Genomic DNA, 23,593 nt, shown 5'->3' with positions numbered 1-23,593 from the left:
ATAAAGGAGCGGCCATGGTAACAAAAATTGCGGCCCGGATGAGAGCAAATTATTGCCCCGCGTGGGACTTGATCAGTTCCAGAACAAAATCCATGGTCTTGTGACAGTCGGGCTGATTGACCAGCACCTGTTTATCACGGTTATAAAGCGGTAGCACCTCGAGCCAACGCTGACTGACCCAGGTAGCATCTTCAAGATGCAAATCACCATAGAGCTCCTGCAGGGCGGGGTTGACCAGATAGAACTGCTCTAGTGCTGCACTGATCAGCTCAAATTCCCCCTTGATGGGCTCTTCGCGCCAATTGCTACAACTCAGGGTTCTAGCTATCCAGTTACCATCACGTCGCTTGGCCGCCGAGAAGATCTTCACCCTCTGCTTACCTTCCAGTACCAGACCCAGACAGTCGTCTTCGAGTTGATTGAAGTCTATGATTTCGCACTGAGTCGCCAGTGGATAACAGGGGGGATTCGCCTGAGGGCGAGACATGGCAAAGGCTAGCGGGAAGTGCCCCTTGAGCACCTCGGCAATCAGTTTCAAGCTGCTAGGCCCCGCCACTCGTATCTCTATTCTGCCATCGGGCAAAAGTAGTTCGTCGCGGGTGATCAACGCCATCTCTTGAGTCAACATAGCAACCTCCTCCCCCTTGGTGGGTGATCGCCGTGAGTGTCGAGTCAGTGCGACTGAAAAATAACCAAGGAGCAATAATGATAAAGTGTAGCAGTTGTCGAAATTACTGCCCGAAACGCCATTATTGGATCGGCGATGCCATGCCAATCAAAATACCCGGTCCTTCGCTTATTAGACCCTAAAAGATTCCCTTTTGTTGCAGCCAATTAATTAGAAAGTGTTAATGTAACGCATAATATCGCCACTTTTTAATACCTTATCTAAGTCTTCTGCCAGTACTTCACTCATCTGCGCCGCCTGTCGCCAATAGCGCATCCGCTCCTCCGTACTCAGTCGGCTGAAGTCATTTCTGTCCGGCAACTTGCCATAGGGAAGCTGCTTTAAATAGGCCTCACTAGGGGCCAAGATCAGGGCGTTGTCATAGTTGCGTTTGGCGCTGCGCCAGGGCAGCGACTTGTCAAACCAGCCGGGCAGAATCTTGCTGTAGAAGTGGGGATAGAGGGTCAACCCAGGCGCGTGGGCCAGGGGAAGATCGAAATGATAATCTGTGATGCCACCATCGTAATAATGGCCGGCGGGAGCGCCTTCGATGCGCTCAACAGGTGCCAGCACCCAGGGGATAGAGCCGGTGGCCAGCAGAACCTGGGCAATATTCTCCCCGGTCAGGGCCAGGTGACGACCCGGCAGATCCTTTAACTCATTAAAAGGCGAGGCTGCGCCGCCGCTACCAAACAGGTAACGCTCGAAGTGCCATCCCAGGGTGCGCCGACTCAGCAGATTAGTGACCGCCGTGGTGGCAAGACCGGCACCAAGTGCGGCTCTGTGAGACAGGCGGTTGAGATGACGGCCACGACAGGCGATGAAATGGCTCTTAATCACAGGATTACTGACGATATCCGCCCCCTGCTTTGCCCCCAATATGCCAGAGACTATACCGGCTACCTTATGCGACACCTCGCTCGCGCTGGGCTTGGTCTCGTAACGCTGGCCAATATATTCCCGCTCCAACCGCTCGTAAGCCGCCAGTGGGTCTTGCTGTGCCAAACAGGCCAGACGCCAGGCGCCGGATGAGGCTCCCAGGGTGTAGAGCGGCGTCTGTCTCGCCTTGAAGAAGGTGCCAAACAGATACTTATCCAGCGCGGCGATACCGAGCCATTTTGGCCCACCCGATGCCGCCAACACCTGGGTAAATAGCTCGGGCTTCAGTCCCTGCTCGGCGATCTGTTTGTAGGCTTTCGGCCCGGCGAGAAAACGTAACTTAAGCACCTAACTCGGCTCCCTGAATTTATCTGTGTGCGTGGCTTAGGCCATTCTATAAGAATTGCACTAAACTTGTCAGCGCGATTAAAATAGGGCGGTGGCAGGAGGTCACAGAGGAACAAAATGGACGACACGGTAAAAATTAAGCCCAACCAAACACTCGCCCACGTCATCATCACGCTGACGGTCAGCCTGTTTATCATTAAGCAGCTCTTTTTGAGTGACTTAGACGGTGAATGGCTACTCTTCATGGGTTACTGCCTGGCCATGCTCGTGTGGGCTGGAGCCCTGCTGAAACAAGAGATCATTTTTACCCCCCAAGCGATCGCCTTTGCCAATATCCCTCTCACGGGCAGTGCTTCCCTTGGCAAGCAGAGCCTGATCGCCTATAGAGATATTATCCGTTGCCACGCCAGACTCGAAGGCTTGGAGATAGTGACTGACACTGAGGCCATCAGGGTTAGCCTATCACTCAACGACAGGCTCATCTCCCGTCTCAGTGCTGGCTTTGAGGCCCACGGCCTGCATCTGACCCTTGAGGCGAGCAAGCAATAGAGGCGAGCCTAAGGCCAACAATCTCTTAAGGGGGCAACTTGCCGCAGACTCACGTCACCTCGATGCTCAAGGCCCTTATGCTTATCAGCCTCTTGCTGTCGCTAGCTGGCTGTCAGCGGGCCAAGGATGTAGATTATCTCTGGCAAGACTATAGTCAGCGCCTGGCCCATGTGATCGATCAAGCCTACTCGCCGCCTCCTTTCGAGCCACTACAACTCGGCAAAGCCAAAATAGCAGAGCTGGCCCCGATCACCATCTCGATACTCGAGACTCTGTCTCTGGGTCACTGTCCCTTAGGTCGCCTCATCGCAGACCACAACAGCACGCTCGGCAAGGTGGCGCCCCCAAGCCAGCAACTCATCTACCAGATAAGGTTTATTCAACTAGCGCCCGCCTGCATCGATACCTTAGAAGAGGGAGAGCTCAAGACCAAGCTGAAACAGGCCCTCGAGCAGAAACAAGATAATGCGATGGCCTACTTTAATCGGGTGCTCACCAGAGACAGGAGTATTACTAAGAGTCTGTTTATCGGCTACGACTCTCTGGTGCTCGGCGAGATGCGCGCCGGTCGCTTCGAGCTAGAGTCGGCCATAGGCCAGCTGCTGAGCATCAAGCGCAACATCACTCAGGAACAATGGCAGCAGATAGACACGACGCAGATCGAACCCGCGCTTGCCCTCATGGCCCACCAAACGCTGCTACAAAGGTACCTGCGAGCCCTGGCCTACAGCCAGGCGCAGCTCCATGGCCTCAATGACTATCTGTCAACACATAGCGCGTCGGTCGCCTGTCGCCCCGGTCATGCCAACCGCAAACAGGAGATACTGCAAAATGTGTTTCATAAATACTACCTGGCGCAAACCCAAGCCTACCTGTCACAGCTCAACCAGCTACATTACCGCCTGAGTGAGCCGCTACTTTCCCTGTTCGAAGGCAGCAGCCATCAGCCCTTCATCGACCACTATTTTGGCCAGCAGCCTGATGCCCTGCCAGAACAGCTCAAGACCCAGATGCGCAGACATGTGAAGTGGTGGCAGGCCTTCAGGCAGAGCTGCAATATTGCCCCGCCTAGCTCCTCCACCTAACCGCTAGATAAGCTGCTACACCAGAGGCTATCCTGCCCGTCGATAAGCCTGCTACACTGTCACCACTTTAATTGCATCCTACCAGCCTGAGCATCCAACCATGATCTTAGACACCCTAGATAACCTAGCACACTACACCCACCTGGGGCCGCGCATTGCCAAGGCGCTACAGCACCTCAAGGAGACAGACTTTACTCAGCTGCCCGTGGGCAACTATGAGCTTGAAGGCAAAGATATCTTTGTCATCGTCAACGACTATGAAACCAAGCCCAGAGAGGTAGAGCCCTTCGAGGTGCATCGTAAATATATTGACGTCCAGTATGTGGTGAGCGGCGAGGAGGAGTTTGGCTATCTGCCTCTGGCGGATCAGACACCATCCGAACCCTATTATGACAAGCACGACTACGCCGAATATGACTATGAGTCCAACAAGGCGCGCGCGGCCTTTATCCCCTTCAAGGCAGGGATGTTTGCCCTCTTCTTCCCTCAGGACATGCATATGCCTGGCGTCTCGGCGACCCCGCAGGCGGTGAGAAAGGTGGTGATCAAGGTCAAGATCTAGTCCCCCTGCTGCCCGCGCCTGTCGCGGGCATGTTCACTTCCCGTCGCCCATTCAGGCGGCCATTCAATAGCCCATTCATCTGATACAAATTGTCACCCCTCTGTTGGACACATCAGCTCTTAGGCAAATCAGCTAGGAGACGCAATAGATCTTGGGCGAATTAGCTTATCTGCGCCCTAGCGCCTCTCACCAAATCCCCCATTGCGCTCCAACAACACACACATTTCGCCCTATGGGCGGCAAAAACATGATCTTGATCAATACTCACAAGCTGCTAATATAGCCACATCGAATTACATATACTATTTTGTTATATGGGAATTTTTTCTAATAATAAAAATAATCAGCAGCGAGTATCCCATGCATCACACATCCCCACTTAGCCAGATCTACCTCGACGCCAACGCGACCACCCCCGTATTACCCCAGGCCGCCAAGGCAGCGCTTGGCGCCATGGAGGAGCTTTTCGGCAACCCCTCGAGCAGCCATATCACGGGCTTGAAGGCCAAGAGCCTGATGGAGCAGACCCGCCTGCGGGCCAAACAGCTGCTGGGCAGCGGCCAAGGCAAACTCATCTTTACCAGCGGCGCCACAGAAGGCATACAGACCGCCATACTCTCCGCCCTCATCAAGGCCAAGGCCAGCCTGGAGCCAAACAGGCAATACAGCCTGCTCTATGGTGCCACCGAACATAAGGCGGTCCCCAACTCCCTTGCCCACTGGAATGATCTGCTTGAGATAGGTGCCCAGCTCAAGGCGATTCCGGTCGATGAGCATGGCGAGCTGGATCGCGACTTCATCGCCAGAGAAGTGCCCAACGCCCTGATGATCTGCACCATGGCGGTCAACAACGAGACGGGCGTGTATCAAGATCTCGATGCCCTGGATACCTGCATTCGTCAGCACAATCCTGAGGTGTTCTGGATGGTGGATTGTGTCCAGGCGCTGGGTAAACGCCCGCTGGCACTGGCGCAAACCAGCATAGATTACGCCCCCTTCAGTGGTCATAAGCTCTATGCACCCAAGGGGATCGGCCTAGTCTATATTCGCGAAGGCGCACCTTTCACCCCCTTCATCGCCGGTGGTGGTCAGGAAGGTGGACTGAGATCGGGTACCGAGAACCTGCCGGGCATGGCGGCGCTCAACGAGGTGTTCGCCATGCTTCTGGCCGAACAAGACAGCGCCTTCTATGGCCATGCAACGCTTAAAGGCTACCGCGAGCAGCTCGCTCTGGCGCTGCGCCGCGCCTTCCCGACGCTGGTGTTTAACCACAGCTTCGATAACAGCGTGCCCACTACCTTAAACTTCGCCGTGCCCGGCTTTAGCAGCAAGGAGATCATGGATCTGTTCGACGCCGCCAATATCCGCGTCAGCTCAGGCTCGGCCTGCAGCTCAAAGGTGACCCGCAGCTTCGTGCTCGATGCCATGGGACTGCCCGCCTGGCAGAGCGAGTCGGCCATTCGCCTCTCCTTCGGCCCCGCCATGACCCAGGCTGAGGTCGATCAGGCCTGCGAGCGCATCCAGTCTGCCGCTAACGCCTTGGGCAATAGCTGCCTGACCTTGAGCGGCAATGACGCCCTCGCAGATAAGAAGCCGCTTAACGGGTTGGTTCAGCTCAAGTCTGGGTCAAGCTGCAGCTGGATCTACGCCGATCAGCAGAGTAAACAAGCCGTGGTGATCGATCCCCTGCCCGAGCTGAGTCAGCGTATCGACACCCTGCTGCAGTGCCAGCAGTTATCCCCAGTCGCCTTTATCGATACCCATGGTCACGCCGATCATGTCTCGGGACGTGCGGAGTTGGCCGCACGTTATCTGCCCGAGCAGTCAAGCGATCATCTTGGCTGGCCAGAGGCACATCAGATCACTGAGATAGGTGCCAGACCGGCACAGTCGATCTCCCTAGGTCAGTTCTCTCTGGTGAAATTGGCGACTCCCGGCCACACCAATGACAGCATCAGCCTGCTGCTGTGCTCGCCCCAGGGCGAGGTGATCTACGCCTTCTGCGGCGATCTCGTCTTGATGGGCAGCCTGGGACGCACCAACTTCGACACCAGCTGCGCCAAGCAGATGTACAACAGCCTCAAGCTACTACACAGCCTGATAGGCGACGACACCCTGCTCTGCCCGAGCCACGACTACAACAACGAGTTCACCACCAGCTTCGCCGCCGAGTTCAGGGTCAACCCGCTGCTCAACGAGGTGATCAATGGCACCATATCTATGGCGCAGTTCGAGCAGCAAAAAGCGAGATTGGATACTCATCTCAAAGATGAAGCCGGCAGCGAGATCATCTGCGGCGCCTACACAGGCGATTGCGACAGGGCCAAGGTGAAGGAGTACGACTGCCAGGCGCTCAGGCTGCAAGTGGGTCAGTCACCTAAGATTAAACTGCTGGATATTCGCGAGCCCCATGAATATGCCCTGCAACATGAGCTGGGTGCCCTGGGTGAGCAGACCATCAACGTGCCTATGACCAGGCTGGTGCAGTTCGTACAGGAGCACAAACAGGAAAGCGATGTCGAGTGGGTACTGGTCTGCCGTAGCGGCAGTCGTTCACTGGTGGCGGCCCAGGCGCTGCACAGACTCGGCTTTAACAAGATAGCCCACCTCAAGGGCGGCTATGCGTTAAGCGACAGCTAATACCAATCGTAATAAACAATTGATCATTCTAGCTTGTTAAAACGCTCGATAACTGTATTAGTATTTTTAATTGTAGAATAACTACTTATCTAAAAATCCTGCTTTGTTCTCAAGCGTTTTTCCTGCGCTATTTCTGATCACATGTTTACTGTGATTGGTATAAGCCCTAAGTTCACCCTCCCCGACGGGCAGAAAAAAACCGCATCTTGTTTAGATGCGGTTTTTTATTGGTACACACTAGACCACTAGAAGTAGTAGCCGAAGTTGATGTTAAAGCGCTTATTAGTGCCGCCATCACCCACCATAGAGCCGCCGATGAAAGGCTGGTTCTCGGCCACCACGAAATCGAAATAGGTATAGAGACCACCTGCGGTGACCGCCACCCCGGTCACGTTCATGAAGGTGTCTTCCTGGCCACTCGGCTTGTCGGTAACAAGCGAGTAGTCGTTATAGAAGGTCAGGTTTGATACTGGCCCCCACTTTACCGGCAGGCTATAGGCAAGGTCGGCCACATAACTGGTCGCCTCGGCAGGGATAGAATCGTAGAAGGCATAGGCGGCGACCACCATACGTTCTACATCCATGCCATCGACATCATACTTGTAGTCGGTGAGCTGCAACTTAAGGTTCCAGCGATCATAGTTAAGCACCCCATGTACCGCCGCGGCAACCTGGTCACCATCGGTGCCGTTTTCTATCTCAAGCTGGCCCATCTGACCCGACACGCCTAGCTCAAGCTTAACCTCGTCAAATTGAAAGTTATGGCTGTAACGGGCATTGAAGGTGTTCTTCTCACCGGCGGCATAGCCAGCGGTTGGCGCATCGTATATCCCCTCGCCCGCCAGGCGAACACCTACTACGTCATAGGCATATCTGTGGGTGCGATCCGACACATAACCGTCCAGGCCACCCAGCTCATCATTCTTGTAGAAGGCGAGATCCAGTCGATTGCTGTCACTCTTATAGGTGTAGTTCAGACCCAAGTCGTAATCGTCTTCGAGACCCAGGTAGAAGTTAGAACTGAAGAAGTAGTTGTTCGAGGCATAGGTCAGGATACCGAACGGCACCTGAGTCACCCCTATCTTACCCTGCTGCTCCTCATCGAAGTTATAGCCGACCCAGGCATGATGGATCACGTTCATATACTCGAACCAACGATACTGGGCAGAGAAGATAACGTCGTCCAGATTACCGTTTACATCGATACGGAAGAGGTCGAAGTCGAAGTCACCGCCGCGATCGGTATTGGCATCCGAATAGTCCTCGTATGAATATTGGAAACGGGCCGCGCCGCCAAACTTGATAGACTTATCCATCTCCTTCTCTTCGGGCGCCTGCTCTTTCTCGGCTTCTAACTGCTCGATACGCGCCTTGAGCGCCTTAAGCTCTTCATCCACTGTCGTGGCGCCAGCATTGGCACTCAGGGCCAGCGCGATACAACTAGCTGCAAGTGTATAGCGAATCATCATTCATCCTCTTTGATTTATTTAGTTTTCTGCTTTTAAGCTGCCATCAACATCATGAGTATAGAAACCAGAGCGCACTTAGGCCAAAAGCACCTCACCCGCTAAGTCAAGCAGGTAGATGGTCACCATGGAAACCAGAGCCCTCATACGCTTAGCAAAATGAATAAACATCGAGCTAAAATAATTAGCACTCAAATCATGAAAGTTATTAGTATTATTATCGACGACAGCAAAGATGTGACCCAAATCGAACAAAAATGAGTTCGCTCTGAGCATTAGGTGAAAAAATTTAACACATTTCACCCAAAAACTACAGAAAATTGCGATACAGCAAGGATAAAGCATCGGTAAAAATGCGGAAAATTAGTTACAGATCAAATCAAAATAGGAGGTGACTGGAGGGGACGTAAGCATCTATCGCTAAGCTCTGCTTCAACCATTATCTAGGGAGTATGAGGTTTGTCCATCTAGCGGCATATAGCTCAAAGCGTATCAATCCTCCACGCCCTAGGCGGGCAAGACTATGGAGCTAAAGCCGTTTGAAATGACAGTTTAATACAGCACTTTGGAGCAGTACTTTGAAACAGTACTTTGAAAGAGCAGCTTGAAAAGACGAAAAAGCGCGGCCTCCTGCCGCGCGTGTTCACTTTAAGGAATTCCCCTTAGGGTCTCTCCTCACAAGGTTAGTAATGAGCAGAGGCTGAAAGGAGGAGGTCTCATTCCCTCAAGCATCACCAAGGAGGCGCAACTGCGATGGCAAACTGAAAACACCGCTGCCTCCGGCCGTCCCTGGCCCCATCGAATCACTTAGTCTTGGTGCAACAAACTAGTCTAGGGCTTCCAACTCCTTGCCCCCCTTAAGCGCCTTGGTCTCGTAGAGCCAGCGATACAGGGTCGGCAACACCAGCAGCGTCAGCGCGGTAGAGCTAAACAGGCCGCCTATGATCACCACCGCCAGCGGCTTTTGGATCTCGCTGCCCACACCGCTAGACAGGAGTATTGGGATCAACCCCAGCGCCGAGGTCAGCGCCGTCATCAATACGGGGCGCAGGCGGCCCACAGTGCCTTCATACACGCTGGTGTAGAGGGCTTCTCCCGAGGCGCGCCTCTGGTTGATCGAGTCCACCAAAACAACGCCATTGAGCACTGCCACCCCAAACAGGGTGATAAAGCCTATGGAGCTGGGCACAGACAGATAGGTGCCGCTGACATAGAGGGCCACCACGCCGCCGATCAGCGCCAGTGGCACGTTGGCCATGATCAGCCCCACCTGCTTGATGGAGCCGAAAGAGAAGTAGAGCAACAGGGCGATCAGGGCGATGGAGATGGGCACCACCAACATCAGCTTCTGCTGCGCCCGCTGCTGGTTCTCATACTGACCGCCGACCACGACCGTATAGCCCGGCGGTAGATCCGCCTGAGGCACTATGGCGTAGATATCCTTCACCACAGAGCCCATATCGCGTCCCGACACGTTGGCCTGCACCACCACCCGGCGCTGCACATCGTCACGGCGAATATTGGGCGGCGCCATCTCGACCACCACATCGGCCACTTCGCCCAGACGTACGGTCGCACCATTTACGCCGCTGAGCAGGAGATCTTCCAGCGCATCGGGCGCGCTGCGATATTGGCTGGCCAGACGCACATTGATGTCGTATCTGGCGTTGCCGTCGATCACCTGCCCGGCGCTGACACCGCCTATGCCCTGACTCACCAGGCTCATCACCTCATCGACGCTGATGCCATAGCGGGCCAGCAGATCGCGCTTGGGACGCACCACCAGCTGGGCCTCGCCGGACACCTGCTCCAGGGAGACATCGACCGCGCCCTCGATACCCGACACCAGCTCGCTGAGCTCCTGTCCCTTGCTGGAGAGCACCTCGAGATCTGGGCCAAACAGCTTGATCGCCAGCTGGGCCTTCACCCCTGAAAGCAACTCATCGACACGGGTGGCGATGGGCTGTGAGAAAGTAAACAGCAGGCCGGGGAAGACGCTCAGCTTCTCCTCCATCTTGCGCTGTAGCTCGAGACGGTTCTCGGCGTGTTCCCACTGCTCGATCGGCTTGAGGCCGATATAGATCTCTATGTTGCTCACAGGCTCAGGATCGCCGCCCAGTTCCGGGGCGCCGATACGGCTCAGGGCGTAATCGACCTCAGGAAAGGTCATCAACATGGCCTCGAGCTTGGGCGCCACATCCAATGAGGTACTCAGGCTGGCGGTTGGCGCCAGGGTCACCCTCAGGTTGATGGTGCCCTCCTCGAGCTCGGGCACAAACTCGGTACCTAGCCTCGGCAGTAGCGCCATGCTGATGCCGAACAGGGTCACCGCCGTCACTAGCACTAACTTGGGCCTGCCCATGGTGGCACTAAGCAGATGACGATACAGGGCCTCCACCGGCTTGAGAACCGGGCTCTCTCTCAGGGTCACGCCACGCTTAAACAGATAGACAGCCAGGGCCGGCACGCCGATCAGGGCAACAAACAGCGCCGCCACCATGGCCAGAATGATGCTCACCGCCATCGGCTGAAACAGCTTGCCCTCTACCCCTTCCAGGGCAAACAGTGGCGCAAACACCACTATGATGATGGCGGTGGCGAAGAAGATGGGGCTGCACACCTCCTTGGCGGCCAGCATCACCCTCAGGGCGATGCCGCTGCGCTCTCCTTCCTCCCGACCATCTTCCTCGCCATGGTAGGGGTCACACTCACCCGAAGCGCGGGCCTTGGCCTGATCGAAATGGCGTCTGTCCGGCTGGGTCAGATGCTTAAAGATGTTCTCCACCATCACCACTGAGCCATCCACCAGCATGCCGATAGCCACCGCCAGCCCGCCGAGGGACATCAGGTTGGCCGACATGCCAAAGTAGGCCATCACCATCAAGGCCAGGCCGATGGAGACTGGGATAGAGAGCAGCACCAACAAAGTCGCGCGCAGATTCACCAGAAACAGCGCCAGGATAACCACGATAAACAGGAAGGCCATCAAGAGGGCATCGCGCACCGTCTCTACCGCCTTGTTCACCAGATCCGCCTGATCGTAGAACACCTCGAAGGAGACCCCCTTGGGCAGGGCCTGTTCTATCATGGCGGTGCGGGCCGAGATATCGTCAATGGTCGCCTTGGTGTTGGCCCCCATACGCTTAAGCACCACGCCGGCGACGACTTCGCCCAGCGCCTGCGGCGTTCCGGCATCGTCGCGGCGGGTCATGGTCACCGCACCCACACGGATCTCGGCGCCAAAGTCCACCTTGGCGATGTCGGCCACCCGCACAGGCGTGCCGCCTGTCTCTGTGAGTGGGATCTGGGCGATGGCCGCCAGGCCAGCCTCACCCGCAGGCAGCAAGCCGTAGCCGCGCACCACCAGCTGCTCCTGTCCCTGGTCCATAAACCAGCCACCGGCGTTGCGGTTGTTGCTCTCCAGCGCCTGGGTCACCTGGGCCATAGAGAGGCCATAGCTGCGCAGCTTGTTGGGCTCTATCTGCACCTGATATTGACGCACCTCGCCCCCGAAGGAGAGCACGTCGGTCACCCCTCCTACCGGCATCATGATGAGTTTCACCAGATAGTCGTTGAGGCTCCGCAGCTCGGCGGCGTCTATGCCGGACTCGGGTGTCGCCCGTAGGATGTACTGATAGATCTGTCCCAAACCCGAGGTGTTGGGGCCTATCTCGGGCACCCCCACCCCATCAGGGATCATCTCCCTGGCGGCCTGCAACTGCTCGAATACCTGCTGACGGGCAAAGTAGATATCTGTGCCCTCGGCAAACACCACAGTCACTATAGAGAGACCGGTGCGCGATAAGGAGCGCACCTCGGTCACCGATGGCAGGGCATACATGGCCGATTCCACCGGGTAGCTGATCAGCTTTTCCACCTCCTCGGCCGCCAGCCCCTCGGCGGCGGTGTTGACCGTCACCTGTACATTGGTGACATCGGGAAAGGCATCGAGATTGAGCTTAGGTAACATGGCGACGCTGGCTACCACACCACACAGCAGCGCCAGGGCCACCAGAAGCCGATTGCGTATCGCGCTATCGATAAGTTTCTGAAGCATAGGGGCTACCTCTTAGTGGTTGTGAATGTCGAAGCCTGACTTGGCCTGCTCTGACGCCAGGAAGAAGGCGCCCGAGACAACTACACGCATCTTGGGGCTCAGCCCCTGCACCAGGTTCATGCCGCGTTGGCGCTCACTCACCTCGACCTCGACGGCCTCGAAGCCATCCCCCTCTTCGACAAACACCTGCCAGTCGCCATCACCGCCGCGGGTCAGCGCCGCATCGGGCAAGATCACTCCATCCTGGTTGTTGTCGGCCAGATAGATCTCGGCAAACTGACCGGCGTGCAGCACGTGGCCCGGATTGGCGAAGGCCACCAAGATCTGCTCGGTGCGGGTGACGCTGTCGATCTCATGGGAGCGGCCGATCACCTCGGCCTCCAGGCTAAAGTCGCCCACCTTCACCAGCGCCTTACTGCCTACCTTGATCTGTTGAGACTGAGTCGGCGTCACCTGCGCCTCGACCCAGAGGTGAGACTCGTCGGTGAGCTGCATCAGGGCGGTGCCACCGGCAAATACCTGTCCGCGCATGGCCACATCCTGCTGCACCCTACCAGCAAGCGGTGCCAGCAGCCGATAGCTGCCTATGATTTCGGGATCCGATTCCAGCGCCTCGATCTGCGCCGGCGTCATCTTGAGGGCCTCGAGTATGGCGCGTTTGAGCTCTGCATCCACCTGGGCCTGCAGACGGCGGCTGGCACTCACCGCGCTCTGGCTCATGCGTTTAACCCGGCCCCACTCGGCCGCGGCATTGATGTAATCCGCCTGGGCTTGAGCCACGGCGGCCCCTCCCAAGGTCAACAGGGGCTGGCCCTTGGCGACCTCCTGTCCCGGCACCACATGACGCGCCAGCACCCGCACATCCAGCTGAGGTGCCAGGGTCACGGTACGCTCCCTGTCCACCACCAGGGTGGCCGTCGCGACCGCGGCCAGACTGAAGCCCTGACTGCTTACCTGCCCTACACGGATCCCCGCCAGCTGACGCTGCTCCTCGCTGAGCACTAGCTCGCCACCATGGGCCTCTTGGTCGCCATGATCCTCGCTCTGATTCCTAGCCTGCGCTAGTGTCGACTCTTGTGTCAGCGGCTTATTGTCCGGCTCGGCACTATGATCATGTCCCTCCGCGCCGAGGGCGACCCCGCCCATGGCCGTCATCGTCATCAGGGCGCCAAAGCCCATGGCCCGCATCAATGGGCTTAACTGTAGGAAACGTTTGTTATTTGATTGATTCTTCATACTTTTCACCTAAATTCTTTATCCGTTTTGCTAAAATCCGCTCGCTAGCTTTAGCGCCTTAGCGCGACTAAACGCCTTCGCGGCCGAGCTGACGCTGCAGGTATTCCTCCAGCTGACCGCTCTGCCCCATCCAGTCGAGCCAGCTGCGGTAGAGGGCGCTCTCGAGGGAGAGGCCCGCCAGATAGCTGTTTGCCAGCTGCCGCTGCCCCTGCAGATAGTCGCTGGTGCTGATGTCGCCCGCACGCCATTGCTGTGACAGGGCATCCTGCACACCGGCGCCAGAGGTAAGCACCAACTCACGCCACTCGCGGTAACGCTGCTGCAGCCTGGGCAGGCTTAGGTGAAAGAGTTTGGCGGCCTGAGTGAGGCTACGCTCACGGGCCAGATAATCTTGCTCGGCGATGGCGACCTGAGTTCCGGCCGCGGCCTTTGCCTGGCGATAATCGTTGCGGATCTGAATCGGGATCGACAGCCCCACTCCCAGCTTGTTCTCCTCGCCTTCACGCTCGGCGCTCAAAGTGATACTGGGATCGGCGCTGGTATCTGCCGCCACCTGCTGGCTGGCAAGTTTGGCCATCATCACCTGCTGGTAGGCGCCGGCCAATGCGGGCAGCTCGGGGCCAACCTCGCCACTCGCCGCTGTGCCGAGGGCGCCGATAAACTCGGCGAAGGGCAACTCCAGCTCACCAAAGCGGCTGAGCACGCTGGCATCGGCGGCCAGCGAGGCCTGCTCTGCACTCGCGTGATCCGCGGCCTTACTGGCCAGATCCAGCTGCATCAGCTGCAGCTCGGCCCGTGACAGGGCCCCCGCCTCCAACTGCTGCTTGGCGATGGCGACCTGCTGTTTGGCGCTCTCTAGCAAACCTCCCTGAAAGGCGAGTAATTTCGCCTGCTGCGCCTGCTCCACCAGCGCCATCAAGAGTTCTCCATAGAGCTGGCTGCGGGCCAGACGATTATCGGCCAGCAAGATCTCGGCCTCGAGCTGGGCAACACGTGTCGCCACCCCACGCTTGTCGCCCCAGTCTAGGGTCTGACTCACCTCCAGGGTATAGGTATCTTCGCTGGCATTTTGGTAGCTCACCCCCAGCTCGGGGTTATAGACGGGCCTGTCTGCGGCCTCAACCAAGAGCCTAGCCTGACGAACCTTGGCCTGCTGCGCCTGGATCTCAGGCAGTTGATTCACCTTGCTCATCAAGGGAGCGAGCCAGCCCTGAAAACCTGTTTTATCTATCTGCGCCAGCAAGGGGGCCGGCGCAATTTCTCCCGCTTCTGAGTAAAGGGTTTCGGCGAACAGTGGCGCGCCCCATATGGCGCCCAATAATGCGGTGGCGATTAAGCTCTTTCTCATCGCAATTCCTAATCTTAAGGATCAGGCTTCTCTGCTGCCTGCCAAGGCATGGCTAGCCTTAGCCAGGCAGGCAAACGCACAGCATCGACCCGCGGCAAGATAATTCACCACGGCCCAAGTCTGGCAGTTAACAGAGAACGCCCGATAAAAAACGGTAACCCAACAGTGCCCGCGCCATACACAGGGCCTGAAAAGGCATTATTTTCAGAAGATTAAGAAAGTAAGATGGGTGGGCGATAAGCCGCTTGTTGCTCTGGTGGCAGGTAGTGCAATCTGGCGCTCGCGGGCTCATCGCTCACGGGCACAGAAGGGGTCAGGGCCAGCTGAGACACTAAGGTCACGTGACCGCCATGACACTGGCAGTCGAGGCAGAGATCGAAGGTCTGAGTCTCTGTCTTGCTGATCTGGTGTTGATGTGGCGTCTCTAGCTCGGGCTCATCGAAGGCGCACTGGCAATCGACACACTGAGCCAGGCTCACCACTTCGGCAGTAAACTGCAGATGGGGATGGGTTTCGCTCTCCTCTTCATGGCTGCCAAGATGCAACTGATGCGCGCCAAGATTCGCCCCTGCAAACTGCAGTGCGACTACGGCGATCATCATCAAGGCAATCTTGTGAACCAGTTGTCGAAAGAAGCGACTCAAGCAAACTCCAAAGGGGAAAAAGCGTAAAAAGGTCGAGTAATCAGACTCAAGGGGTGGCAAATAGTTCCACGGCTATCGCTAAATTAACAGGAGATTCCTCCCGTCATGCCAGCCAGATCACACTTGCCACCCGCAAAGTCATTACTTGAATACGCAATGCTTGGTGTAGTCGGCGGCTTCGTTAGCCGTCCAGTCACCCTTAGGCTTATCTTCCATCTGCTTACACCACTTTTCGCTACCTACCTCGGGAGCACAACCAGAAAGTGACGCCATCAGAGCCAGGGCCAGTGCAGCAGATGTCAGAGAGAGTGAAGATTTTAACATGAAGATATTCCTTTAGGAGGTCAGATAATGTTGTTCCCAGTCACCGAGCCTAAGACTCGCGCACCAGTGGACAACTCAGCTTAGCGGTGATCCACTCGATAGCCTGGGGCTTATCCTCGAGAGCATACCACGCCACCTCCCCCTGCATAAAGGGGCCCATGAGGCGCACGGCGTTACCAAACCAATCGGGCCCGCCCACCAGCACCAAGGCATCGAACCTGGGCAGTTGCAGCTCACCCACGCCAGAGAGTGACTGGCTCTCCCAGCCTTCCAGCAGCACATCGGCCTCGATATAGAGACACACCTTGCCCGAGGCCTGCTGATATTCCTCAATGATGGGGACTATCTTGCTGCAATAGTCCTGGGTCGACAATCGCCCGCTGGCAAATAAACTGATCACCCCATTGGTGATATCGGCGATTTGACATAACATACTCACACTCCGATAAGGCGCCTAATTTGGCGACCATTTTGCATCATTTTGACTAGCCAATGATACAGGTCTAGATCAAATAAGCCGAACATGCCGACAAGCGAGCCCTCAGTTGATAAAGATCTCTCAGCGCGTCCAAATAGCCGATAACGAACTGGAATGGCAATTCATCCGCTCCAGCGGCGCCGGTGGCCAGCACCTCAACAAGGTCTCCACCGCGGCTCAGCTGATCTTCGACATTCGCCAATCCTCGCTGCCGGAGTTTTACCAGCAACGCCTGCTCGCCAAGGCCGACCACCGCATCACCAAGAGCGGCAAGATCATCATCAAGTGTCAGGCCAGCCGCAGCCAGGACGCCAACCGTCAGACGGCGCTGGAACAGTTTATCGCCCTGGTGGCCAGCGTCGGCCACACCGCCAAGAAACGTGTCGCCACCAAGCCTACCAAGGCCAGCCAGCGCAGGCGGGTCGATACCAAGAAACAGCGCGGCGCCACCAAGGCCCTCAGGCAGAAGCAGTTCTAATCCGTCCTCACTCTTTGCCTCATCTTGATTTTTACTAACGAGACGCCAAAATCGCCGATAAGTGTGCTAAGTTGCAGGTATCTGACTTAAAAGACTGAATCCATAAGGTGTTGTGCATGAGTAAAGCGGTGAAAATTCTCCTGGTGAACGGCCCCAACCTCAACCTGCTGGGTCGACGCGAGCCCGGCCACTATGGTCATCACACCCTGGCGCAGATCGTCGAGCAGCTTAAGCTGCTAGCTGGTGAGCAAGGCGCCAGCCTGGATCATATTCAGTCCAACGCCGAACATGAGCTGATCGACGCCATCCATCAGAGCGACGCCGACTTCATCATCATCAATCCGGCGGCCTTTACCCACACCAGCGTGGCCCTAAGAGACGCCCTGCTCGGCGTCGCCATCCCCTTCATCGAGGTGCACCTCTCTAACGTGCACGCCAGAGAGGCCTTCAGGCATCACTCCTACTTCTCCGACAAGGCGGTCGGCGTCATCTGCGGCCTGGGAGAACAAGGCTATCGCTATGCCCTGGACTCGGCCATCGCCCGCGTCAGAGCCGCTCAGGAGAAGTAGCCTGCCATGGATATTCGCAAGATAAAAAAACTGATCGAGCTGGTGCAGGCATCGGATATCACAGAGCTGGAGATCAAAGAAGGCGAGGAGTCGATTCGCCTCTGCCGCCAGGTGTCCTGCTCGCCGAAAACTCAAACCCCAGGCGTCACCCTCGCGAGCGAGACAGAGACTGAGACTGAGACGCAAGCCAGTCAAACCGAATTTGAGGAGGAAACCCTGCTGCGCTCCCCCATGGTAGGCACCTTCTATCTCTCCCCTGCGGTCGATGCCGCGCCGCTGGTCAAGTTGGGTCAGCGGGTCGAACAGGGCGAACCCGTCTGCATCATAGAGGCGATGAAGATGATGAACCAAATTCAGGCGCCTCACGCTGGAGTGGTAACCGCACTTCTCTGCCAGAGCGGCGATGGCGTCGAGTTCGATCAACCTCTTATGGTGATTGAATAGAGGCAGATTCCAGGAGGCCATGGTGACAGCTTTGATGCGTCGATTCGACAAGGTCCTGGTCGCCAATCGCGGCGAAATAGCCCTGCGCATCATACGCGCCTGTCGCCAGCTGGGCATCAAGACGGTCGCCGTCTACTCCACTGCCGACAAGGATAGCGGCCACCTGAGGCTCGCCGACCAGCAGATCTGCATCGGCCCCGCCCCCGCCAAAGAGAGCTATCTCAACATCGCCGCCATCCTCGGCGCCGCCGATCTCGCCAGGGTCGATGCTATCCATCCGGGTTACGGCTTCCTGGCCGAAAACGCCGACTTCGCCCAGCAAGTCACCGACAGCGGCTTTCACTTCATCGGCCCTAAGGCCGACACCATACGCCTAATGGGCGACAAGGTGAGCGCCATCGCCGCCATGAAGGCCGCGGACGTGCCGACCGTGCCTGGCTCAGACGGCCTACTGGGCGATGATGAGGCCCAGAGCCTAAAGATCGCGGCCCAAATCGGATACCCGCTGATCATCAAGGCCACAGCCGGGGGCGGCGGTAAGGGAATGCGGGTCGTCGAGGATGAGGCTCAGCTGCTTGGGGCCATCGCACTCACCCGCCAGGAGGCCGAGGCCGCCTTCGGCAACGGCGGCGTCTATCTGGAGAAATACCTCACCCGGCCACGTCATATCGAGGTGCAGGTGCTCTGCGACCATCAGGGCCATTGCATCTCACTCGGCGAGCGTGACTGCTCGCTGCAAAGAGCCCAGCAAAAGGTGATCGAATCCGCTCCGGCGCCTGGGTTAACGCCCGAGCAGCGCCAGCAGATAAGTGAGAGCTGCATCAAGGCCTGTCAGGCCATCGGCTATCGCGGCGCCGGTACCCTGGAGTTTCTCTATCAGGATGGCGAGTTCTACTTCATGGAGATGAATACCCGCATTCAGGTGGAACACACCATCACAGAGATGGTCACCGGGGTCGACCTGGTAGTGCAACAGCTGCGAGTTGCCCAAGGCGAGTTCCTCGCATTGAAGGAGTCATTAATTCAGCCTCAGGGCCACGCCATCGAGTGTCGCATCAACGCCGAAGACCCCGCCAGCTTCGCCCCCTCCCCCGGGAGAATAGACAGGCTCGTGGTGCCCGGCGGCCTGGGGGTGCGCTGGGAGTCTCACCTGTCCCCCGGCGCCAGTGTGCCGCCCCAATATGATGCCATGATCGCCAAGCTGATCACCTGGGGTGACGACAGAGCTCAGGCGATCGCCCGCATGTGCACCGCCCTGGATGAATTGACTATCACAGGCATTAAGACCAATGTGCCCCTGCTCAGGGCGCTGCTGGCCGATCCAAAGGTGCAGCTGGGAGAGACCTCGATTCATTATCTGGAAGAGACCTTCTTGCCTAGACGATAAATGCCTGGAAGCTAAGTGCTTGGAAGCTAAGTGCTTGGAAGATGAGTGCCCAGGCTTCAATGCCGACGCTAATGCCAACAACCTAAGCCGCCAGATACTTGTCGATATCCACCACGTCTATCTGCTCCGGCGCCAGGTAACGCTCGGCGTACTCAAGATAGATGCCGCTGGAGAGAAACAGCTTAAACACCTCACCATCCACATGCTGGTCCAGAACCATCTTATGCAGGATATCGATGGCGACGCTCAGCGGCTTGGCCTTCTTGTAGGGTCTGTCGGCGGCGGTGAGCGCCTCGAAGATATCGGCCAGCACCAGGATGCGCTCGGGGATCGACAGCTCATCGCCGGTAAGCTTTCTCGGGTAGCCGGTCCCCTTCAGCGTCTCGTGATGGGTAGAGGCATAACGGGGCACACGGGCCAACTCTGGCGGGAAGGGCAGGTTCTCCAGCATCTTGATGGTGCTGGTAATGTGCTGATTGATCTTGAACCTGTCCTCGTCGGTCAGGGTACCGCGGGAGATACTCAGGTTATAGATCTCCCCCTGATTATAGAGCGCCTCGGGCACAGTCATCTTGATGCCAAACTTAGGGTCGAACACCTCGGGGCGATGGCGAGGAACCACATGCTCTGGCTTGTCGGCCAGCAGCTGCTCTGTCACCGGCAGGCTGATCTCCTTGGTAGACTCGGGATAGTTGAGCTCCTCCACCGGCGAGAGGCCGAGACGATCGTCAAAGTGACGCTGCCAGGTGATTTGCGACAGCGCCTTTAGCCTATCGATATCGGCTTGATCCATGAACTCGCCGCCCACGTTGGCCCCAGCGATGAAGGCAAAGTCTTCCCTCAGTTGCTCGCGGCGTTGGTTCAGCTCCTCTTTATGCACGGCAGCTAACTCGGGGCGCTCCAAGCACTGCTTGAGGTAGTGAATCTCGGCGTCGCGCCACAACACCTCGAAGCGCATGCGCACCTCGTGAATGCGGTTATAGATCAGCTCCAGCTTGCTGCCTTTGTCCACGATATGCTCTGGCGTGGTGATCTTGCCGCAGTCATGGAGCCAGGCCGCGATACGAAACTCCCTGTGTTCGTCGGCGTTATGGAAGCGAAACGCCTCAAAGGCAGGCAGATCCGATTTGGCTGCGTACTCGGCCAGCATGAGCCCCAACTCGGGCACCCGGTTACAGTGCCCTGCGGTATAGGGGGACTTGTCATCGATCGCCTGGGCGATCAACTTGATGAAGGCGTCCATCAGCGCCTTGTGGTCTTGCTCGTGCTGGCGAATCGACTCGGCCATATCCACCAGGGAAACCGCCAGCTCGTCGATCTCCTTGATATAGGAGTCTACCTTAGTCACCTCGTCATAACGGCGAAACTTCACCTTGAGGTTCTCCAGCGCCAGCTGCTTGATCGGCGAGATGATGGGGGAGGCAAACACCCAGGAAAATGGCAGCGCCAGCAGCAGGCAGAGCCCAGTGATGGCTATCGACTGCTTCACCTTATCCAGGCTAGAAGCCAGCAACATCTCTTGGGGCACCAAGATGGCAAAAAACTCCTGTTCGGCGGCGCTACTACCAAGGGGAGAGACATAGACAAAGCAGGGCTCGCCGTTGAGCGAGATGGCGACTAGCTGTTTCTGCCGACCGGGATCGGCGGCGATATCGATCAACGCCTTGTAGGGCACTGTACCCTGCACGTTCGCAGGGGCCACCTGCTGGCCCTCGGCAAACCACTTGTTGCGTAGCGCCTGCACCTGTGCTGGGCTGATATGGGCAATGGCCTTGTCGATCAGCGCGACAAGGTCGGCGTTTTCCGGATGCATCACTATGCTCAACCCCGCCCGAATGTCGATGGGGGCGTAATCCAGATCCTCGTGAAACTGTAGGTCATTGATAAAATATTGCCGCGCCGTATAGTGCAGCACTATGCTGTTATCGATGGCCGCAAACACCCGCCCCTCTTTCACCGCCTGCAGTATTCCTCGGGTCGACGACACCTCGACCACCTCTATCTCGGGAAAATACTGGCGTATGATAGGGATGATCGACCAGCCCTTGGGAATGGCCACCCGCCTGCCCGCCAGCTGAGCCACATGCTTAATCGGCGCCTGGCCCGGCCCTGTCACGGCGGCGAAGGGCATGCTCAGAAACGGCTGACTAAAGACCCCAAGCGATTGATTGGCCTCGCTGCTCAGCACAGAGTGCAGCAGGTTGATCTCCCGCGCCTTGAACTTGTCGACAAATTCGGGCCAGGTGAAGCCATTGTTGTAGTTGATGGTTAGCCCCGTCATCTCGGCCACCAGATTAAGCACGTCTATGCTGTAGCCCATGGGGCGCCCGGCGACGGCAAAATCGATCGGCGGCCAGTCTGTCTCGTTGGAGGCGATGAGCGGTGGCATATTGGCGACCAAGGCCTGCTCCTCAGGGGTCAGGGCTAGCGGCACAGGCGCGGGAAGCTCCGCCTGATTGACCTGCTGGTGATTAGAGGCCACCAGGGCGCCACTCTCTCGGTAGACATAGACCTCACGCCCCGCTTTGGCATCCCCCCTACCCAATTGTGCCAGATAGTCATCCAGGCTCGACAGGGCAACATCTACCGCCAGCACGGCCTCGCTGCCTGGCAAACGGATCGAATAGGTGATGCCAGGGGCCTGTAGGTTCTGAAACAGATAGGGCTCTGTCTTAAACACCCTGTCCGGGCGGGCGTCGATAAACCAGGGGCGGATGCTGGCGTCGTAATCTGTCGGCTCCATCCGGCTCGCGCGCTGATTGAAGTCGGCATCTAAGTAATGAAAGGCGCGAATACGCCCCTCGCCCTTACCCTGAATACTGATGATCACCCAGCGATCTTCCAGTGAGGCCTTGAGCTGGCGTCTCACTATGGGGTGGGCATCGAGGTTTACCAACTCGAACAGGTCCCCGTCTGGACTGCCGAGATAGATGGCGTAGATAAACCTGGCTGAGCGCATCGCCTGGCTGAACACCTGCTTGGCCTCTTCGCTCAGTCCCATGGGGGTATAGAGCCCCTCGAAGTTAGCCACCAACTTAGTGGTGTTAATCGCCTGATTATCGAGTTGGTTCAGGTAGCTGCCCGTGCTGTCGGCGCTCTGATTGTAGAGCTGGAGACTGGCCTCCGTGGCCAAGCGCTGACCAAAATAGTATTGCAGGCCGATCGCCACCGAGGCCGTAAACAGAGTCGCAATAATGAAGATGCCCACCACGGTAAAACGTATGGTGAGGCGTTTGGGTTTCGCCAAGTGGAGGCCCAGCATGCGGTATCCTTATCCCATGAATGTCCTACTCACAGAGTATAGTAAGAGATCCGTATGCTCCACCTTATTGTTGGGTTAACATCCTAAAAATGCAGACATTAAGGACTTTTATTGCGCCAGGACTCGGGTAACTCCACCTGCTGCCACAGCTCCTGACACAGGCGTTCTCCCTCATGCCAGTTACCCTGCTTTAGCCAGGTGACCAGGGCATCCCCCACCTGAGGATAGGCGATAGGTTCGGGCTTAGGCGCCCGCAACCAGCGCTTAACCGCGGCGGGGTCGAGCCACTTCATGCTCTCGGCGGCGCCGAGCAGCTCAAGCGCCGCCACGTTGGAGAGCTGTTCGAACTGGCCATGAAGCGGCTTCACCAGCAGCTTCTTACCCAGGGTCAACGCCTCACTGGCCAGCTCGAAGCCGGCGCTGGCGATCACCCCACCACACTGGGCCAGCTTGGCCTTGAAGCCGTCACGATTAAAGCCAGACCAGATAACATGCTCGGCGCAGCCCTGGGGCGCTGCCGATCCATGAAACACATGAAAGCGATACTCGTCAAAGTCCCTGAGCAATGCGTTGATATCCTCGGGCGACTCGAACGGCAGATAGACCAAAATGTCGTGGGAGTTATAGCTCACCAGCTCGCTCACCTCCACGAAAGGCGGCAGCAGCGGGAAGCCAAAATGATGCCAGTGGCAGCCCAGCGCCCGATCGACCGGCGCAAAGTAGTTGAGCAACATCTGGTTAAACCAACCGTTGCCCACCTTAGGCACATCGTATTGCAGCGCCGCCTGATGGCTCACCCCGATAGAGGGCACCCCCTGAAGCCGTGCCGCCCAGGCAGAGACGGGTTCGAAGTCGTTAAGCACCAGGTCATAGCCGCTGAGATCTAAGCTGCGCACATCTTTGACCAGGGCGCTCAGGGAGTTCTGCAGCGCCGTCTTGGCGATGCTGACACAGCCATTCTGAGTCGCAAAGGTTAACCCGGCCTGGGTGCGATACTCGCCGAAACACTGCATGTCGAAGTAGCGCTGACTGTCGCGTCCCGAGAAGAAGAAATCGACATCGACCTGCTGATTTTTAAGGGCCGTCGCCATGACTCTGGCACGACTGAGATGGCCATTCCCTGTGCCTTGCACGCCGTAAAGAATACGCATGTTTGTGCTGACTCCTGCT

The 23,593-nt window shown here is 57.2% G+C and carries 19 protein-coding genes; 8 read left to right on the top strand and 11 right to left on the bottom strand.

What is annotated here, in order from left to right; translation table 11 throughout:
• Positions 1-49: 49 nt before the first annotated feature.
• Entirely contained in the window at positions 50-628 is a 579-nt protein-coding gene (locus L2731_RS07925; protein ID WP_041509900.1) for an LON peptidase substrate-binding domain-containing protein, read from the bottom strand.
• A gap of 210 nt (positions 629-838) precedes the next feature.
• Positions 839-1,894 (bottom strand): alpha/beta hydrolase, encoded by a 1,056-nt coding sequence (locus L2731_RS07920; protein WP_249252588.1) that lies wholly within the window; start codon positions 1,892-1,894, stop codon positions 839-841.
• Positions 1,895-2,011: 117 nt separating this feature from the next.
• Here L2731_RS07920 and L2731_RS07915 point away from each other — a divergent pair, with 117 nt between their 5' ends.
• The 4 genes from L2731_RS07915 (at position 2,012) to L2731_RS07900 (ending at position 6,730) form a co-directional block, all read left to right on the top strand.
• Positions 2,012-2,443 carry a hypothetical protein gene (locus tag L2731_RS07915; RefSeq protein ID WP_249252587.1) on the top strand — a complete coding sequence of 144 codons (432 nt, stop codon included), beginning with the start codon at positions 2,012-2,014 and terminating at the stop codon, positions 2,441-2,443.
• Between the two features lie 38 nt (positions 2,444-2,481).
• Positions 2,482-3,528 (top strand): DUF3080 family protein, encoded by a 1,047-nt coding sequence (locus L2731_RS07910; protein ID WP_249252586.1) that lies wholly within the window; start codon positions 2,482-2,484, stop codon positions 3,526-3,528.
• A gap of 100 nt (positions 3,529-3,628) precedes the next feature.
• A complete protein-coding gene (locus L2731_RS07905) occupies positions 3,629-4,090 on the top strand; it encodes a NanQ anomerase/TabA/YiaL family protein (protein WP_249252585.1) in 462 nt (153 codons plus the stop codon).
• Between the two features lie 360 nt (positions 4,091-4,450).
• Complete coding sequence (locus L2731_RS07900) at positions 4,451-6,730, top strand: aminotransferase class V-fold PLP-dependent enzyme (RefSeq protein WP_249252584.1); 2,280 nt, start codon at positions 4,451-4,453, stop codon at positions 6,728-6,730.
• Between the two features lie 245 nt (positions 6,731-6,975).
• Here the strand turns inward: L2731_RS07900 and L2731_RS07895 are convergent, their stop codons facing one another.
• The 7 genes from L2731_RS07895 to L2731_RS07865 form a co-directional block, all read right to left on the bottom strand.
• Positions 6,976-8,196 carry a carbohydrate porin gene (locus L2731_RS07895; RefSeq protein WP_249252707.1) on the bottom strand — a complete coding sequence of 407 codons (1,221 nt, stop codon included), beginning with the start codon at positions 8,194-8,196 and terminating at the stop codon, positions 6,976-6,978.
• Positions 8,197-9,022: 826 nt separating this feature from the next.
• Complete coding sequence (locus L2731_RS07890; protein WP_249252583.1) at positions 9,023-12,253, bottom strand: efflux RND transporter permease subunit; 3,231 nt, start codon at positions 12,251-12,253, stop codon at positions 9,023-9,025.
• Positions 12,254-12,265: 12 nt separating this feature from the next.
• Positions 12,266-13,489 carry an efflux RND transporter periplasmic adaptor subunit gene (locus L2731_RS07885; protein WP_239849459.1) on the bottom strand — a complete coding sequence of 408 codons (1,224 nt, stop codon included), beginning with the start codon at positions 13,487-13,489 and terminating at the stop codon, positions 12,266-12,268.
• Positions 13,490-13,556: 67 nt separating this feature from the next.
• Positions 13,557-14,837 carry a TolC family protein gene (locus tag L2731_RS07880; RefSeq protein WP_249252582.1) on the bottom strand — a complete coding sequence of 427 codons (1,281 nt, stop codon included), beginning with the start codon at positions 14,835-14,837 and terminating at the stop codon, positions 13,557-13,559.
• Positions 14,838-15,049: 212 nt separating this feature from the next.
• Entirely contained in the window at positions 15,050-15,481 is a 432-nt protein-coding gene (locus L2731_RS07875) for a hypothetical protein (RefSeq protein WP_011867155.1), read from the bottom strand.
• A 141-nt stretch (positions 15,482-15,622) separates the two neighbouring features.
• Entirely contained in the window at positions 15,623-15,805 is a 183-nt protein-coding gene (locus tag L2731_RS07870) for a DUF3012 domain-containing protein (protein WP_011867156.1), read from the bottom strand.
• Positions 15,806-15,854: 49 nt separating this feature from the next.
• Positions 15,855-16,238, bottom strand: coding sequence for a SpoIIAA family protein (locus L2731_RS07865; RefSeq protein ID WP_249252581.1), 384 nt, complete (start codon positions 16,236-16,238; stop codon positions 15,855-15,857).
• A 112-nt stretch (positions 16,239-16,350) separates the two neighbouring features.
• Between L2731_RS07865 and arfB the strand changes: the two genes are divergently transcribed.
• From arfB to accC, 4 genes are all read left to right on the top strand, one after another.
• Positions 16,351-16,761, top strand: a complete 411-nt coding sequence (gene arfB, locus L2731_RS07860; RefSeq protein WP_220081846.1) for an alternative ribosome rescue aminoacyl-tRNA hydrolase ArfB — start codon at positions 16,351-16,353, stop codon at positions 16,759-16,761.
• A 116-nt stretch (positions 16,762-16,877) separates the two neighbouring features.
• The gene (gene aroQ, locus L2731_RS07855) at positions 16,878-17,330 is read left to right on the top strand and encodes a type II 3-dehydroquinate dehydratase (RefSeq protein ID WP_011867159.1); all 453 of its coding nucleotides are present in this window, start codon (positions 16,878-16,880) and stop codon (positions 17,328-17,330) included.
• Positions 17,331-17,336: 6 nt separating this feature from the next.
• Positions 17,337-17,774 (top strand): acetyl-CoA carboxylase biotin carboxyl carrier protein, encoded by a 438-nt coding sequence (gene accB / locus L2731_RS07850; RefSeq protein WP_249252580.1) that lies wholly within the window; start codon positions 17,337-17,339, stop codon positions 17,772-17,774.
• Positions 17,775-17,808: 34 nt separating this feature from the next.
• Positions 17,809-19,161: an acetyl-CoA carboxylase biotin carboxylase subunit gene (gene accC, locus L2731_RS07845; RefSeq protein ID WP_249252706.1), complete on the top strand. Its 1,353-nt coding sequence runs from the start codon at positions 17,809-17,811 to the stop codon at positions 19,159-19,161.
• Between the two features lie 82 nt (positions 19,162-19,243).
• Here the strand turns inward: accC and L2731_RS07840 are convergent, their stop codons facing one another.
• Complete coding sequence (locus tag L2731_RS07840; protein ID WP_249252579.1) at positions 19,244-22,423, bottom strand: HD domain-containing phosphohydrolase; 3,180 nt, start codon at positions 22,421-22,423, stop codon at positions 19,244-19,246.
• Positions 22,424-22,521: 98 nt separating this feature from the next.
• A complete protein-coding gene (locus L2731_RS07835) occupies positions 22,522-23,574 on the bottom strand; it encodes an MJ1255/VC2487 family glycosyltransferase (protein ID WP_249252578.1) in 1,053 nt (350 codons plus the stop codon).
• Positions 23,575-23,593: the final 19 nt, after the last annotated feature.

This window comes from Shewanella aquimarina, assembly GCF_023349185.1.
In the GTDB taxonomy this organism is placed as follows: Bacteria; Pseudomonadota; Gammaproteobacteria; order Enterobacterales; family Shewanellaceae; genus Shewanella; species Shewanella aquimarina.
Note: the sequence above shows the minus strand (reverse complement) of the source record. Positions and strands in the feature narration are given on the sequence as shown.